Origin of the sequence: Frischella sp. Ac48, assembly GCF_019641635.1 — a bacterium.
Taxonomy (GTDB): Bacteria; Pseudomonadota; Gammaproteobacteria; order Enterobacterales; family Orbaceae; genus Frischella; species Frischella japonica.
In genome coordinates this window covers 117,453-133,331 of sequence record NZ_JAETXP010000003.1, presented here as the reverse complement: position 1 = coordinate 133,331, position 15,879 = coordinate 117,453, and the positions used below count along the sequence as shown (strand labels likewise).

Here is a 15,879-nt window from a genome sequence, read left to right as displayed (position 1 = left end):
GAAGCGGCTGAGTAAAAACAGATAATGAAAATCACTTTATTACCAAGTGTTATAAAACAATCGCCTTACTAGCTCTGATCAGAAGAAGATAAGAACTGTTTAGCTAATGCTTTTAAATCGGTATTACCAAGCGCTTCTTTAATATCGATATCCTTGTTATTTGATAAGCGAGCTAATACGGATTGTAATGCATTCTGTAGTACAGGGCTTTGACCGACAGCCCCTTCAATCGCTTTACCTACACTAATTGCTTTTGAGAAGCTATTGAAGAAGTTATCATTACCACCCACAATTTCAATGTTAGCTTTACTAAACGCAGCCGCAAGTACTTCGGCTTGTTCTTTGGCAATTTCTTTATTCGCTGCAATCGCCGCCATCGCCTGTTCAAAACCTTTTTCCAATGCTAAGCGGAATTCTTCATGATTTTTTGATTGCTCATTCATTGTACCAAGAGCTTGGAACTTCTCAACCAAACCATTTGCTTCTGCCGTTAAGCGCTCACGAATCACTAGAGCATCAGCGATCCCAACTTCTTTGGTTGCAGTAGCTTTTGCTAAACCAATTCTTTCATCACCACGTGCTTGAGCAGAAAGTTTTTCTTCTAACACTTTTGCTTCTGTTAAACCTTGTTTTTCAAGGGCAATTGCTTTTGCCTCGATGACTTTTGCTTCGGCTAAGCCCTTCTCTTGATTACCCTTCGCTTCGGCTAATAATGTTTCAGCACAAACATGCGCTTTAACTAAACCTTCTTTTTCTTCAGCTTCAGCGCTGGCCTTACGTACGGTTGCTTCAGCAAGACCAATAGCAGCTTCTTCAGCCTCAACACCTTGCGCTAATTGTTTTTTCGCTTCAGCGTTTTTAGCTGCTGCTTCAAGCTCAGCTTGAGCGATAATACTGATTTCGACCGCACGATGTTTCGCCGCTTGTTCATCTGCTTCTGCTTGTTTAACCTGTTTTACTAATTCTTGTTCGGCACGCGCTTGCGCATCAATAACTACAATTTGTTTGTCACGATCGGCTTTTGATACTTCACGCACTTCTTTGATACGTTCCTCTTCTACAGCAACCGTTTTTTCAACAGATACACGTTCACGAATCACATTGGCGATATTCTTTTTTTCTTCTTCGAGTGCTTTATCTTTTTCAATTCGTTGCAACTCAACTTCACGTTCACGAGCCACAACTTCTAAAGAGCGTGCTCTTTCTACACGTTCTTCTTCTATCGCAACAGCGCGTAAGCGGTTTTGTTGTGCTACTTCCACTTCACGCTGACGATTTTCTTCTCTGACTTCAATTTCTTGTTGAGCTTGAATTCGTGCTTGTTCTGCTTTTAAACGTTCTTCTTCTTTCACTTTTAATGTTTCAGCAAGTTCACGAGCACGAATTGTTTCAATTTCACGTTTTTGGCGCGCTTCAGCATCCGCTTGTTGACGTTCAAGTTCAAGTTTAGCTTCTATTGTTTCGGTATCTTTCTTTTTTAATGCTAATTCAAGATCTCGTTCACGTTTATTGGTTTCATCTTTATGAATTGCTGTAATATAGGTGATTTTATTAATCCCTTCAGCATCAAAAATATTATCTGGATCTAGTGAACGAATTGGTGTTTGTTCTAAATAGTCAATGGCAACGTCCTCTAAAGCATAACCATTTAAATCTTTACCAATAACATCAATAATACGCTCACGGAAATTCATTCGATCTTCAAATAATTTAGCTAACTCAAATTGCTTACCTACGGTTTTTAATGCTTCGGAAAATTTAGCACTAAATAAGGAACTCACTGCTTTTTGATCTGAAGCACGATCAACACCGATTGATTTAGCAACTTTCAAAACATCTTCGGTTGTTTCATTAACGCGTAAATAAAAAGCGACACAAATATCTGCCCGCAAATTATCTTTACAAATCAAACCATCTTTACCACGACGTTCAACATCAAAAGAGATTAAAGATATTTTCATGAACTCTTTTTTGTAGATTACCGGATAAACTAATGCACCAGTAAAATGTACCTTAGGGCTTGATGTCATATCATTAACAATTAACGCCGTTCCTTGTGGTACCTTGATATAAAATGATTTAAATAATGCTATAAAACCGACAATGATAATGGCAATAATCGCAATCACAATGCCAAAAAGTGTTAAACTATCAAAACTAAAACCCATATTTTTTATTCTCCAAAAATTTACCTTTACGATCCATTAAATTCATCAATACTCACGATTTGATAGCTATTATAAGTTGCATCATAATTAAGCAATATAGCTTTATCACCACGTTTAAATTGATATGATTCATCACACCTAACTTGTAAAATTAATCCAGCCCCCCCATCTTCATAAATTGCTTCACCTTTATCATTATTTACAACACTTGAACGAATGACGACGGTTTGTCCAAGTAAAGTCTTATGATTTGTCGCATTCAATCGCTTAAATAGCGGCCGTATTGGTCTAATAATAAAAGCTGTAATATATATAGCGATGATTAATACTACAAAAAATACAACGATACCCACTGGATAATAAATCCATGGCACATCATAAAAAGGGAGGAGTAATAATTGAAAAGAACTATAAGAAATGATCCAACCAATTAACGAAATTAGCGTAATAATCAAGGTTAACGGGACTTGATTAAAACCAAATTTCATTAGAAGTCCCCCCAAACTGGTAGAAGGTATTTCCGCGTGATAGGCATCAACATCAAGGTCAAGATCGAGATCAAAATTAAGACAGTCTATAGCCAATATACCCATTGCCGCAAACAGCCAATATAAAACACATAAAGCCAGTAAGCCACTGTAAATTACCACAGGAAAGGCAAGAAATATACTGACAAAAATATCCATTGTTATTTTTCCTTTTATCCAAGATATCTGTGTGACATATTTTAGTTAGTTATTTTTTGATATTTTAGCCTAAAAAAATCAAAAATAAATCACTTAACTTATTTAGCATTTTTTTCTTTTAATTTTGCTAAAATTATCGCAGCATTTTGATTTTCTGATTTAATTCCGGCTGCTTTTAATTTAGCATCTAATGGATCATGATTTTCTGACTGCGCTAATTCATTTTTCGCTTCAATTGTTGCCGCATTTTTTTCCTGACGCTGTTTAATTCTATCTAAGGAATCCAATGCTGTTTGTAATTTTGCTGTTGATCCCCCATAGCGTTGAGAAACAGCAGATTGTGCTTTCTGTACACTTTCTGTTGCCTTTACAATATCAACTTGTTGTTTTAAATTGCGAATATTAATTTCGGTTTGTGAAATAGTTTGTCGCAAGTTCGTTACACTTTCAGCAAACGCTTTAGCTTGTTTTTGCTGACCAGCTAATACATTTTCAAGTTGCGAGATTTTTTCTGCAACTTCTAACGCTAATACTTCATCATTATTATCTAACGCTTTAAGTGCATAACCTTCATATTCAGTAATTTTAGATTGCGTTTCAACAACTTGTTTATCAGCCATTTTCTGCTGGGCCATAACACTAGCTAACGCTTCCTTCGCTTGTTTTAATTCACTATCAGCATCACGAATTTCTTGATCTAAAATACGTAATGCTTGTGTATCAATAATCGCTTCGCCAGCTTCATTTATGCCACCACGCAATGCCGTAATTAATTTTGATAATATTGCCATTTTTAAACCTCGTATTCTTTCTAATTCGATTAATGATTAATCTTGTTTATTTATATTTAAATAATGTTCATAAGCTTCTGTTGCTTTAATAACATTATCGGAAAGCATTTCAAGTTCATAAATAATATTACTTAATAACGATGTTGAACTTAATGCACCATACATTATATAGTTAACGCTACCATCACCGGCTTTTTCAATGGCAATAGTCGATAACGGGAAAAGTTTACGCGTACACAATACATCCTGATTAAATTTTTCTGGTTGTTTAACCATGTTTACCGGCCAAAGCAATGCTTCAACCATGATTTGTTGATTAGAAACACTTAAAAATAACGGTAAATCACCATACTGATGCATAATTATATGCAAGCAGGCATCAACACCATCAATGATTTCAATGCTCGCCGTACCTTGTGTAAATAAAGGTTCCTTTTTTAAGGTTTGGTAAAGATCGGTAATACCCCATACTTCATTTTTTTTCATTGTATTCTTTTCCTGTAGTTTGTTCGGATTTGCATCCCCAACATTATTTCGAAATTGGCGTAATTTAAGTTCTATTTCCTGCAATTTAGGTGTATTTTCTGGCAAAATCCACACTTCTTTTTTTACAAAACCTTGTTCTTGTAAACGTTGACGGTAGCGTCTTTGATAAAAAGCTGAATTCTTAATTGGTTGCGTTTTTTCCATATAATTTGGGTAACCCAAAATTGTCATATTTAATAAAAGTAGATAAAGACATTTTATCACAATAATCTTACATGTAAATATTACATGTAAGATTATTTGTTAAACAAAATATAAGAAAACTTCACCTACGCCTCTATTATTAATCAGCATAGCAAGTCAGTATTAAGGATAATTAATCGGTAAAGAAGAGAGGATACTAAATAAAAACTGAGCGCACAAAAAAAGCGCTAACGTAATCGTCAACGCTTTTTAATTTTGAATAAAAATTAGTCGTTATTATTATTTCTGAACGCTCGTTTACGATCGTTTTCCGTTAAATGACGTTTACGTAAACGAACAGATAATGGTGTAACTTCAACTAATTCATCATCATCAATAAATTCTAATGACTGTTCTAAGGTCATTTTAATTGGTGGTGATAGTGTTGTGGCTTCATCTGTACCGGCAGCTCGCATATTGGTTAATTTTTTACCAGTTAAACAGTTTACAGTTAAATCATTTGAGCGAGTATGAATACCAATGATTTGACCTTCATATACTTCTACACCATGTCCGATAAATAAACGACCACGATCTTGTAAGCTATGTAATGCATACTCTAACGCTTTACCTGTTCCATTAGAAATTAATACTCCGTTAATACGTTGTCCAATCTCACCAGGACGCACATCATCATAATGGCTGAAAGTTGAATAAAGTAAACCAGTACCAGAAGTCATCGTTAAAAATTCAGTTCTAAAGCCAATTAAGCCACGGCTTGGAATATCGTAATCCAATCGCACTCGACCTTTACCATCTGGCATCATATTAGTCAGATTACCTTTACGTAAACCTAGTGCTTCCATTACCGGACCTTGGTGCTGTTCTTCAACATCAATGGTAACTTGTTCAAACGGCTCTTGTTTACGTCCATCAATCTCTTTAAAGATAACTTTTGGACGTGAAACTGCTAATTCATATCCTTCACGACGCATATTTTCGATTAATACGGAAAGATGCAATTCGCCACGACCTGAGACTTTAAAAGCATCTGGATCAGGGGTTTCTTCAACACGTAATGCCACATTATGCACTAACTCTTTCTTTAAACGCTCTAAAATTTGACGTGAAGTGACAAATTTTCCTTCTTTTCCAGCGAATGGGGATGTATTAACATTAAAAAACATGGTCACAGTTGGTTCATCAACTGTTAAAGCTGGTAGTGCTTCAACAGCATTGACATCACAAATCGTATCAGAGATATTTAAATCCCCTAATCCCGTTAAAGCGATAATATCGCCAGCTTCAGCAACATCAGCTTCATAACGTTGAAGACCTAAATGTCTTAAAACTTGTCCCACTTTACCATTACGCTTTTTACCTTCAGCATCAATAATCGTAATTTGTTGATTTGGTTTGATACGACCTCGTTTAACACGCCCAATACCGATTACACCCACATAGCTATTATAATCAAGCTGAGAAATTTGCATTTGGAATGGACCATCAACATCAACTTTTGGTGGCTCAACATGTTTAACAATCGCTTCAAATAGCGGTGTCATATCTTCTGCCATAGCCTCATGATCTTCACCCGCTACACCCATTAATGCGGAAGCATAAATAATGGGAAAATCCAATTGTTCATCTGTGGCACCGAGATTAACAAATAAATCAAAAACTTGATCAACTACCCAATCAGGACGAGCACCTGGACGGTCTACTTTATTAATCACAACAATTGGTTTTAAACCATAAGCAAACGCTTTTTGCGTTACAAAACGGGTTTGTGGCATTGGTCCATCCATAGCATCAACCAGCAATAGCACAGAATCAACCATTGACATAACCCGCTCAACCTCACCACCAAAATCAGCATGGCCTGGGGTATCGACAATATTAATACGGTAACCATTCCAATCAATCGCCGTATTTTTTGCCAAAATGGTAATACCACGTTCTTTCTCTAACGCATTGGAATCCATAACACGTTCAGTGTCATCACCACGTGAATCAAGGGTTCCCGATTGTTTAAGGAGTTTATCAACCAATGTCGTTTTACCATGGTCAACGTGCGCAATAATGGCAATATTTCTTATATTTTCAATCACAATATCGATTCCAGAAAAAATTAACAGGATAATTAGGCGCAAAATTATACACCTTTTTTGAAATAAGTGTTGATCTTAAAGATAAATAATTACTTTTTTATTCCATATAGTGACATTTTTTGGCTAACAGATAAGAAATTAAACCAATATCTTGATTTATTTAATAAATCAACCAGTTATACATAATATTATAACTGGTTGATTTTATTAAAAATAATATATTTATATTCTGTTTTTAATACCAATCATTTTTGAGTATTAAGCTGGCACGGATAAAGCCTTTTCTTCACGTTCCCAGATACGATGCAAGGATAGGACTTTCATCAAGGTTAAAATCAATTCAACAATATTGTCATCCATCAACGTACCCTTATCTTCCTCAAGCATCGCCGCATCAAATAAACGTTTAGCATTATTGTGTAATGCAATTGGTTTAAGATGTTTATAAGCTTGTTGTAAATAATATTTAGCGTTACCGTCGTTGAGTAACATCTCAATATTTTGATTGGTTGGAACCACTACAGCATCAATGGTAACAGAAGGATTCCCTTCAATTGTACCATCTACTTTCAAGCTGTCACCTTGTTGCGTTTTTACCACTCCCATGTGTGGAGCAAGTAGTAAGCTGTAAAGCTTTTTCTTGGTCAACATTTCACGAATTTTATCGACAGATTCCCCACATACGCCGTCGCTCACTAATATAGCAACTTTACGACTAGTTAATGGTAATGTCTTATTGGCATACAAGCTCAGTGTCGGATCACTATCTAAGTTATTAAACAAAATAGGAGCGGGACGCGCTTTTTGTTCTGCGGTTAATGTAATACCTAAATGAGTGGCCACACCTTTCGCTAAATCATGATTAATGTTACATAACAAATCAACCACACGTTCACGAATATAAGGACGCATCACTTTACCCAATTCAAAACTAAAGGCGTTAATAATATGTTGTTGTTCGGTTGCTGTTTGACTTTGCCAGAAGAGCCGAGGCATGGAATAAAAGTTAGTCATCGATTCACTACGTTGCCGAATTTTTTCGCCATCCAATGTTTCTTGATAACTACTAAATCCACCATTTTGGGCTTTGGGGGCGGTTTCCCTTGGCCAGTTATTATTAATTGAGTTAGGTTCATAATTTGCCGGATTGGTATTGATTTCCATCCGATGAAATCCATCACGTTGCTGATTGTGGAATGGACAAACCGGTTTATTAATCGGGATCTCATTAAAATTGGCACCACCGAGTCGATACATTTGAGTATCAATATACGAAAAGATACGACCTTGTAATAATGGATCATTTGAAAAATCAACACCAGGAACTAAATTTGCTGGGCAAAATGCCACTTGTTCAGTTTCGGCAAAATAGTTATCTGGATTGCGATTTAAGACCATTTTACCAATTCGTTGGACTGGTACTAAGGCTTCAGGAATTAATTTCGTCGCATCTAAAATATCAAAATCAAAATTATCTACTTGGCTTTCCGGAATAATTTGCAAACCAAGTTCATATTCCGGATAATCGCCAGCTTCAATGCTTTCCCACAAATTTTTACGATGAAAATCAGGATCACGTCCCATCAGGGCTTGAGCTTCATCCCAAATCATTGAACATGTTCCGGCAATCGGTTTCCAATGAAAACGTACAAAACAGCTTTCATTTTTACTATTCACTAACCGAAATGTATGGATCCCAAACCCCTCCATATTACTATAACTCCGTGGAATACCACGATCAGACATTACAACCATCACATTTTGTATCGTTTCTGGTTGTAAAGAGACATAATCCCAAAAGCTATCATGGGCACTTTGTCCTTGTGGCACTTCATTGAGCGGTTCAGGTTTTACCGCATGAACAAAATCTGGAAATTTAATTGCATCTTGAATAAAAAATGTTGGCGTATTCACACCGACAATATCAAAATTTCCCTCTTGAGTATAAAATTTAGTGGCAAAGCCACGCACATCTCGTGCCGTATCAGCTGAACCACGTGAACCTTGCACGGTTGAAAAGCGCACAAACACGGGGGTTTTTAAGCCGGTATCATTTAAAAAGTTCGCTTTAGTGTATTTATCTAATGATTTATAAAGCTGAAAATAACCATGCGCCGCTGCACCACGCGCGTGAACTACCCGCTCTGGAATACGTTCACGGTCAAAGTGCATCATTTTATCGCGTAATAAAAAATCTTCCATTAACGTTGGACCGCGCACCCCGGCTTTTAATGAATTTTGATTATCCGCTACTTTTACCCCAGTTGTGGTGGTCAATGGTTGATTATCATCGACACTGCGATAAGTATCCAAATCTTGTAATTTTGCATTACTATTTTGTGGTAATTTTTGTGAACCTGCAGCATAAGGTTCACTGCCTGGCTGAGTAGGTTTAGGGGTTGGTTTGATATTGATATCACTAGGTGCGGTGTCAAAAGTATGGGGGTGTACGGCTCGTTGATCTGGCATAACGGCTTTGTGGTACTTCTTACTCATCATTTGCTCCTGTTTACTATTTTATAAAAATTACAAAATTAATCATTCGTCGCGATGAGTTTGTGATGATGGAACTCACTTTATCATTTTTGTAGAAAACTCAATAAATTATCAAAAAATTACTTAATGTACAGATTAGCCAAAAAAAAACTTTATAACAATATCTATTTGATTTTATACTATTTTTACATATCTCTTTATAAAATTATTTCATTAAAACTCGATTTAAAATAATTAAGTAATATCAGTTATATATCAAAACCGTTACAATATAGCTAAAACTTATTAAAAAAGAGCGAACTATAATGAAAAAAACTAAATTCGTCATTTTAACTGGTGCTGGTATTTCAGCTGAATCAGGTTTAGCAACATTTCGTGCACAAAATGGTTTATGGGAAGGGTATAATGTGGATGATGTCGCCACATATGAAGGTTATTTACGTGATCCCGTTCAAGTTCATCGCTTCTACAATATGCTACGTAAAAAATTACAACAACCGAACGTTAAACCTAATACAGCTCATTTTGCATTAGCTAAATTAGAATACACAATTGGCAGCGAAAATGTAACCATTGTGACGCAAAATGTCGATAACCTCCATGAACAGGCAGGATCTAAAAATATTATTCATATGCATGGTGAGTTACTAAAAGTTCGTGATGAACAAACGGGTCAAATCTTCGATTGCTATGATGATATTTATTACGAGAAAAATAAAATGATTCGTCCACATATTGTTTGGTTTGGTGAAATACCACTTTATATAGATGAAATCCATCAACAAATAACACAAGCAGATTATTTTATTGCCATAGGCACATCCGGTCATGTCTATCCAGCAGCCAATTTTGTACAACTAGCCAATCAGTTTGGCGCACATACTATTGAATTAAATTTAGAACCATCGTTAAAAGAAAATCTGTTTGATCTAAAAATTTATGGACCTGCTAGCCAAATTGTACCCCATTTTATTCAACAGTTACTAACAAAAATCGCTTAGTAATAAATATGAATGATGAAAGAGGTTATTAATACGATAGATGTTCTAACTAGTTCTGTTTACCTAAATTGACTATTTATTTCTCAATCCAGTTTGCTTTACAATGTAACCTATCATTGAGATAAATGGGATTGAATTGATGGGGAATTGGTAATACCGCAGCAAGTAAACTTGTTAGCTTTGGTGATAATTATTTGGCATTAGTAGGAAAATAATATTGAATGCCAATTCAATAGCAAATATACCATTTCCCCCATTGTCACTATTAAAGTAAAATTTTAGGATACGTTATTTTTACCAAATATTTTAAACAGTATACCTAAGAACCAATCGTTAACGGATACCATTCTGCAATAACCATAACAAGAGATTTTTAGTCACCTATTAGCTAAAATACTCGCGCCTTGTAACGATTGATGCTGTTGATTGTGTAATATCACTAAGTTAGAGACAAGAAGAGCAAAAAAAAATGATAAGCAAAATTTGTGATATCCAGCAGCGAAAGGTTATTTTTATATGCTCGAAGAGATCTGCATAATCACTCTATTATCGTTGTTGTATTTTATGCTAACGTATAATGTTTATTCAAACATTAACCTCGTACCTAATGGATTGATATATTTAAAATTCAATACAGATACTATTGATATGATAATCAATAAATTATCTACATATTGATGATATTATTTTTTTAACCATCAAGATAAAAGCGATCAATATTTTTATTGATAATTGATTCCTCCAATTGGATTAAGATATTGAAAGCAATAAATAATGCTTAATCCATTGGCTAATTGTTATTAAATCATTGATATCAAATTGTTTAATTGCAATATCCAGTTCGTAATCGGTAGCTATTGCCAGTGTATACTCATCATAAAATGGCGGTTTATCGAGAGAATGCCGATAACAGACAATTTTAGGAATCATTTCATGTTTAAACCCTTCGACTAAAACTAAATCAACTTGATTAAATTGTTTGGCTAATGTCAGTAAATCAGGTGGATTATGTGGTGTTTCAGTCATTAATGCCCATCGTTTATCACTAGCAACAATCACTTGATCTGCACCAGAATAACGCAACTGATAACTATCTTTACCGGGCAAGTCAATATCCATATTATGGTGGCTGTGTTTAATTACGGCTAAACGAATAGATTGTTGTTTTAGTAAAGGGATTAATTTTGTCAATAGCGTAGTTTTACCACTACCACTATAACCACATATTCCAATTATTTGCATTGCTTTTGATTCCAATAAGCCAATTGTTCTAACGTATTAATATTAATAAATACGTCTGGTTTATCACTAAAATCAACCTGAATAGCGTCGATTTGCTGTAAAAAACCAAGTAATTTTCGTTTACCTTGTAATAAATAATGTTTAATCATTGGAGCTAATTGACGATGAATTAGCATTAATGTAGGATGTGATTTTTCACCATCAAACACATAAGCCGCGAGATGAGTATCACAATGCGCTTGTAAGCGCTTAACTAAATCATCTGGTAAAAAAGGTGTATCACAACTTACCACTAAGTTCCAATCGGTTGAACTGGTTATTAATCCTGAGAAAATCCCTGCTAATGGTCCTAAAAAGCCAATTAATTCATCAACAATAACTGGATAGCCTGATTTTTGATACTGTTCAATATCTTGATTACAATTAATCACAATATGATTAACTTGCGGTTTTATTTTATTAATAACGTGATAGTATAATGGATTACCGTGTAATAATTGCAGTCCTTTATTCTGTCGATTCATTCGGCTACTTTGACCGCCAGCCAGAATAATTGCAGTTATAGGCATTAGTGACATAAATAATCGCTTATAGAGCATTGCTAAAATTTTAAATACCATTACTATAAGCAAAATTAATCAAAATAAATAGGTAAATTATTATGGCGTGCCATAGAATTGAAGAACTTATCGAACTTCTTACCCCAGCTTGGGAGAAAGAATCCGATTTAAATCTACTTGAATTTCTAGCTAAATTAGGTAGTGATGCAGGTTATGAAGGCGAATTAAATAACTTGAGTGATGAAGTATTAATTTATCATTTGAAAATGCGTGATACAGATAAATCGGAAGCAATTCCTGGTATAAAAAAAGATTATGAAGCTGATTTTAAATCCGCTTTATTGAAAGCGCGTGGCATTACTTAATTACACTGATTTGAATCATTATATGACTAATTGAATGACTAAATTTTAGGAGCCTTTTAACATGTTTAAAAAGTTTTTTGTGACAATCAGTGCCATTATTATATCGTTTTGTACTTTGGCTGCTGAAACTGAAGAATCCGTTGAACCGGTTAAAATTACTGATGGCAAGCAATATTATAAATTAGCCAAGTTTGCTTCTCCCGAAAAAGAAGTGATTGAATTTTTTTCTTTTAATTGCTCATCTTGTTTTAAGCTTGAAAGAACATATAAAATTAACGAAACTATTACGTCTAATTTGCCGAAAAACATTAAATTTAAACGTTATCATTTAAATAATTTTGGTCCTCTCGCTGAAGAATTGTCGCAAGCATGGGCTATTGCAAATGTATTAGGTATCCAAAATGAAATAGCATCTGATCTTTATGATGGTATTCAACTTGATAAAACTATCAAAACAGCCGACGATATTAAAGGTGTTTTCATCAATTTAGGTATTGATGAAGCCAAGTATGAAAGCATGAAAGATAACTTTTTGGTAAAAGCCTTTGAAGTTCAGCAAAATGAAGCTAGAGATGAGTTACAACCAACATCGATTCCTAGTTTTTTCGTTAACAGATTGTATATTATTAATTCTCAAGGTCTAGATGCTACTTCTTATGAAACTTATATTAAGGATTATTCACGTGTAATCAATTTTTTACTACAACAAGATTAATCTACCATCCCAATGATAGTCAGAATACTAGCGTTAATTCTAATATTCTGACTAATCTTATTTTTATTTACCCCAATCCCTTTATATAACATAACGAATAAATACTTTAATTAACTGACAAGAATCACCTTTTCTACGCTATGACTTTTATTTCTATCACTTTTGAGTATACTCATTGTTAATAACTTGTTTATATTCAATCAAAGTGAATTTACTATGAAAACAGAAAAACCGATTATCCTTATCGATGGTTCGTCCTATTTATATAGAGCCTTTTTCGCAACACCTTCGTTAACAAATACCAAAGGGGAACCAACTGGTGCGATTTATGGCGTAACAAACATGATCAGAAGCCTGATTAATCAATATCAACCAACTCATATTGCGGTAGTTTTTGATGCCAAAGGAGGCTCTTTTAGAAAAACGTTATACAGCGAATATAAAGCAACACGTGACGCTATGCCGGAAGATCTACGAGTACAAGTCGAACCTATTCATAACATTTTAAAAGCAATGGGATTACCACTATTATGTGTAGATAATGTTGAAGCTGATGACGTGATTGGTACACTAGCTAAACAAGCTGAAGCAGAAGGTCTATCAGTATTAATCAGCACTGGCGATAAAGATATGGCACAACTCGTTTCAGATAAAATTACTTTAATTAATACCATGAATAACGTTGTTTTAGATCCGAATGGTGTACAACAAAAATTTGGCGTGCCACCGACAAAAATTATCGATTATTTAGCCTTAATGGGTGACAGCTCCGATAATATTCCTGGTGTACCAGGTGTTGGAGAAAAAACAGCCAGTAGTTTACTTAGTGAATTTACAGGTATTGATGATATCTATCACAATATAGATAAAGTCATCACGCTATCTATTCGTGGAGCTAAATCTATTCAACAAAAATTAATCGATAATGAACAAGAAGCTCGTTTATCTTATTTACTCGCTACCATAAAAACCGATGTCGAACTCAATTTTAGTAATGAACAATTAAAACCACAACCAATTGACATTAATAAACTTAAGCAAATTTTTGAATACCACGGTTTTAATCGTTGGCTAACCGAACTTAATCATGGACGATTTATCAAATCAGAGCAACCTTTAGTTAATCAAGTGTCAGAAAACGATAAAAACAGTCAGTCATCAATCCCTTCCCCTCAAGCGGAAAAGCATTATGAAACTATATTAACCAGTGAACAATTAGACAGTTGGGTAAAAAAATTAGCCACCAGCCATTTAATTGCTTTTGATACTGAAACCAATAATATTGATCATTTTCACGCCGAGTTAGTCGGTATATCGTTGAGTATTGCTGAAAATGAAGCCTGTTATATACCAATTCATCATCACTATTTAGGTGTACCAAAACAGTTACCGCTTGATGAAGTTATCCAAAAGCTTAAACCAATATTTGAAAATGCAAAACTTAAAAAAGTTGGGCAAAATGTCAAATTTGATTATTCAATATTAGCGAATTATGGCATTACCGTACAAGGTATTACATATGATACCATGTTAGAATCTTACGTTCTTAATAGTAATGACAGACATGATTTAGATCATTTAGCCCAAAAACATCTACATGTAAAAACAATAACCTATGATGAATTAACCAAAGTCGATAAAAAGAAACTAACAATTGATAAAATCGATATCGAACACACCACACGTTATGCCTGTGAAGATGCTGATTTAACCCTTACTATTCATAACAAATTATGGGCTCAACTGAAACAAGATAGTAAATTAACGCACCTCTTTAATGATATTGAAATGCCATTAGCGATCATCTTAGCCAATATCGAAAGAACCGGTGTATTAATCGATGAAAGCTTATTACACCAATATTCAACAGAGATCCAATCTAAACTTGATCAACTCGAACAACAGATTCATGACTTAGCTGGTGAAAAATTTAATATCGCTTCCCCTAAACAATTACAAGTCATTCTGTTTGAAAAAAATCAACTACCAGTTATCAGAAAAACACCCAAAGGTGATCCATCAACGAATGAAGAAGTGTTAAGTGAACTAGCCAATGATTATGAATTACCCCGCCTGATTCTTGAATATCGCGGTCTAGCTAAACTTAAAAATACTTATACTGATAAATTACCATTAATGATAAGTCGCATTGATCATCGCGTACATACTAATTATAACCAAATTGGCACAGTAACAGGCCGTTTATCATCCAATGATCCAAATCTACAAAACATTCCAGTACGCAATGAGGAAGGACGTAAAATCCGTCAGGCTTTCATTGCTCCAAAAGGTTATAAGATTGTCTCAGCCGACTATTCACAAATTGAACTACGAATCATGGCGCATTTATCAAGAGACAAAAACTTATTAGATGCTTTTGCCAATAATAAAGATATTCACCGTTTTACCGCCAGTGAAATTCTTGGTAAACAAGAAAATGAAGTCACATCAGAAGAGCGTCGTCGTGCTAAAGCTGTCAATTTTGGTTTAATTTACGGTATGAGTTCTTTCGGTTTATCAAGACAAATTAATATTCCCAGAAATGAAGCAAAATTTTATATTGATCGCTATTTTGAGCGTTATCCCGGTGTTGAACAATATATGGAAAATACTCGTAAATTAGCTGCGGAAAAAGGTTATGTAGAAACCTTATCAGGTCGACGACTTTATTTACCGAGAATAAATTCTGCAAGCGGTATCGAAAAACGCGCAGCCGAACGTGCTGCAATTAATGCACCAATGCAAGGTACTGCTGCAGATATCATTAAAACTGCAATGATAGCTGTAAATCATTTTATTCAAAAACAAGGAGATAATGTTAAAATGGTCATGCAGGTACACGATGAATTAGTTTTTGAAGTAAAAGAAACCCATCTAGATACCATAACCGAGCAAATAAAAACGATTATGGAAAACTGCTATCAACTTGATATTCCTTTAAAAGTCGACGTAGGTTTTGGCAATAACTGGGACGAAGCGCACTAAATATAGTTTAAAAATTAAAGATGATCGAAGTGAACTTAAGATAACTACCAATCGATCATCTTCTCTCTTTGAAAACACTCAAATACCTCT

At 34.6% G+C, this 15,879-nt stretch carries 12 protein-coding genes; 4 read left to right on the top strand and 8 right to left on the bottom strand.

The annotated features are described in order from the left end of the window. Positions 1 to 68: 68 nt before the first annotated feature. From JMI89_RS03000 to katE, 6 genes are all read right to left on the bottom strand, one after another. Entirely contained in the window at positions 69 to 2,168 is a 2,100-nt protein-coding gene (locus JMI89_RS03000; RefSeq protein WP_187756313.1) for a hypothetical protein, read from the bottom strand. Positions 2,169 to 2,194: 26 nt separating this feature from the next. Next, the gene (locus tag JMI89_RS02995) at positions 2,195 to 2,854 is read right to left on the bottom strand and encodes an OB-fold-containig protein (RefSeq protein ID WP_220679302.1); all 660 of its coding nucleotides are present in this window, start codon (positions 2,852 to 2,854) and stop codon (positions 2,195 to 2,197) included. Positions 2,855 to 2,952: 98 nt separating this feature from the next. Beyond that, positions 2,953 to 3,645, bottom strand: a complete 693-nt coding sequence (locus JMI89_RS02990) for a PspA/IM30 family protein (protein WP_187756315.1) — start codon at positions 3,643 to 3,645, stop codon at positions 2,953 to 2,955. Between the two features lie 36 nt (positions 3,646 to 3,681). Beyond that, positions 3,682 to 4,335 carry a YjfI family protein gene (locus tag JMI89_RS02985; RefSeq protein ID WP_220679301.1) on the bottom strand — a complete coding sequence of 218 codons (654 nt, stop codon included), beginning with the start codon at positions 4,333 to 4,335 and terminating at the stop codon, positions 3,682 to 3,684. Between the two features lie 266 nt (positions 4,336 to 4,601). After that, positions 4,602 to 6,425 carry a translational GTPase TypA gene (typA, locus tag JMI89_RS02980; RefSeq protein WP_187756426.1) on the bottom strand — a complete coding sequence of 608 codons (1,824 nt, stop codon included), beginning with the start codon at positions 6,423 to 6,425 and terminating at the stop codon, positions 4,602 to 4,604. Positions 6,426 to 6,683: 258 nt separating this feature from the next. Continuing rightward, complete coding sequence (katE, locus tag JMI89_RS02975; RefSeq protein ID WP_220679300.1) at positions 6,684 to 8,921, bottom strand: catalase HPII; 2,238 nt, start codon at positions 8,919 to 8,921, stop codon at positions 6,684 to 6,686. A gap of 305 nt (positions 8,922 to 9,226) precedes the next feature. Here katE and cobB point away from each other — a divergent pair, with 305 nt between their 5' ends. Next, positions 9,227 to 9,922: a Sir2 family NAD+-dependent deacetylase gene (cobB, locus tag JMI89_RS02970; protein WP_187756318.1), complete on the top strand. Its 696-nt coding sequence runs from the start codon at positions 9,227 to 9,229 to the stop codon at positions 9,920 to 9,922. A 750-nt stretch (positions 9,923 to 10,672) separates the two neighbouring features. Here the strand turns inward: cobB and mobB are convergent. Both mobB and mobA read right to left on the bottom strand, forming a co-directional pair. Next, a complete protein-coding gene (gene mobB, locus JMI89_RS02965; RefSeq protein WP_187756319.1) occupies positions 10,673 to 11,164 on the bottom strand; it encodes a molybdopterin-guanine dinucleotide biosynthesis protein B in 492 nt (163 codons plus the stop codon). Next, entirely contained in the window at positions 11,155 to 11,742 is a 588-nt protein-coding gene (mobA, locus tag JMI89_RS02960) for a molybdenum cofactor guanylyltransferase MobA (protein ID WP_187756320.1), read from the bottom strand. Before mobA ends, mobB begins: the two co-directional genes overlap by 10 nt. Positions 11,743 to 11,825: 83 nt before the next feature. On the opposite strand from mobA, the gene JMI89_RS02955 reads away from it, so the two are divergent. From JMI89_RS02955 to polA, 3 genes are all read left to right on the top strand, one after another. Then, positions 11,826 to 12,089: a YihD family protein gene (locus JMI89_RS02955; protein WP_220679299.1), complete on the top strand. Its 264-nt coding sequence runs from the start codon at positions 11,826 to 11,828 to the stop codon at positions 12,087 to 12,089. A gap of 61 nt (positions 12,090 to 12,150) precedes the next feature. Continuing rightward, positions 12,151 to 12,804: a DsbA family protein gene (locus tag JMI89_RS02950; RefSeq protein WP_187756322.1), complete on the top strand. Its 654-nt coding sequence runs from the start codon at positions 12,151 to 12,153 to the stop codon at positions 12,802 to 12,804. 216 nt (positions 12,805 to 13,020) lie between these two features. Further along, complete coding sequence (gene polA / locus JMI89_RS02945) at positions 13,021 to 15,789, top strand: DNA polymerase I (protein WP_220679298.1); 2,769 nt, start codon at positions 13,021 to 13,023, stop codon at positions 15,787 to 15,789. Positions 15,790 to 15,879: the final 90 nt, after the last annotated feature.

Bases quoted from the DNA above. Each gene is read 5' to 3' on its own strand.
- JMI89_RS03000 (WP_187756313.1), bottom strand. From the start codon at position 2,168: ATGGGTTTTAGTTTTGATAGTTTAACACTTTTTGGCATTGTGATTGCG.
- JMI89_RS02995 (WP_220679302.1), bottom strand. From the start codon at position 2,854: ATGGATATTTTTGTCAGTATATTTCTTGCCTTTCCTGTGGTAATTTAC.
- JMI89_RS02990 (WP_187756315.1), bottom strand. From the start codon at position 3,645: ATGGCAATATTATCAAAATTAATTACGGCATTGCGTGGTGGCATAAAT.
- JMI89_RS02985 (WP_220679301.1), bottom strand. From the start codon at position 4,335: ATGGAAAAAACGCAACCAATTAAGAATTCAGCTTTTTATCAAAGACGC.
- katE (WP_220679300.1), bottom strand. From the start codon at position 8,921: ATGAGTAAGAAGTACCACAAAGCCGTTATGCCAGATCAACGAGCCGTA.
- cobB (WP_187756318.1), top strand. From the start codon at position 9,227: ATGAAAAAAACTAAATTCGTCATTTTAACTGGTGCTGGTATTTCAGCT.
- mobB (WP_187756319.1), bottom strand. From the start codon at position 11,164: ATGCAAATAATTGGAATATGTGGTTATAGTGGTAGTGGTAAAACTACG.
- mobA (WP_187756320.1), bottom strand. From the start codon at position 11,742: ATGTCACTAATGCCTATAACTGCAATTATTCTGGCTGGCGGTCAAAGT.
- JMI89_RS02955 (WP_220679299.1), top strand. From the start codon at position 11,826: ATGGCGTGCCATAGAATTGAAGAACTTATCGAACTTCTTACCCCAGCT.
- JMI89_RS02950 (WP_187756322.1), top strand. From the start codon at position 12,151: ATGTTTAAAAAGTTTTTTGTGACAATCAGTGCCATTATTATATCGTTT.
- polA (WP_220679298.1), top strand. From the start codon at position 13,021: ATGAAAACAGAAAAACCGATTATCCTTATCGATGGTTCGTCCTATTTA.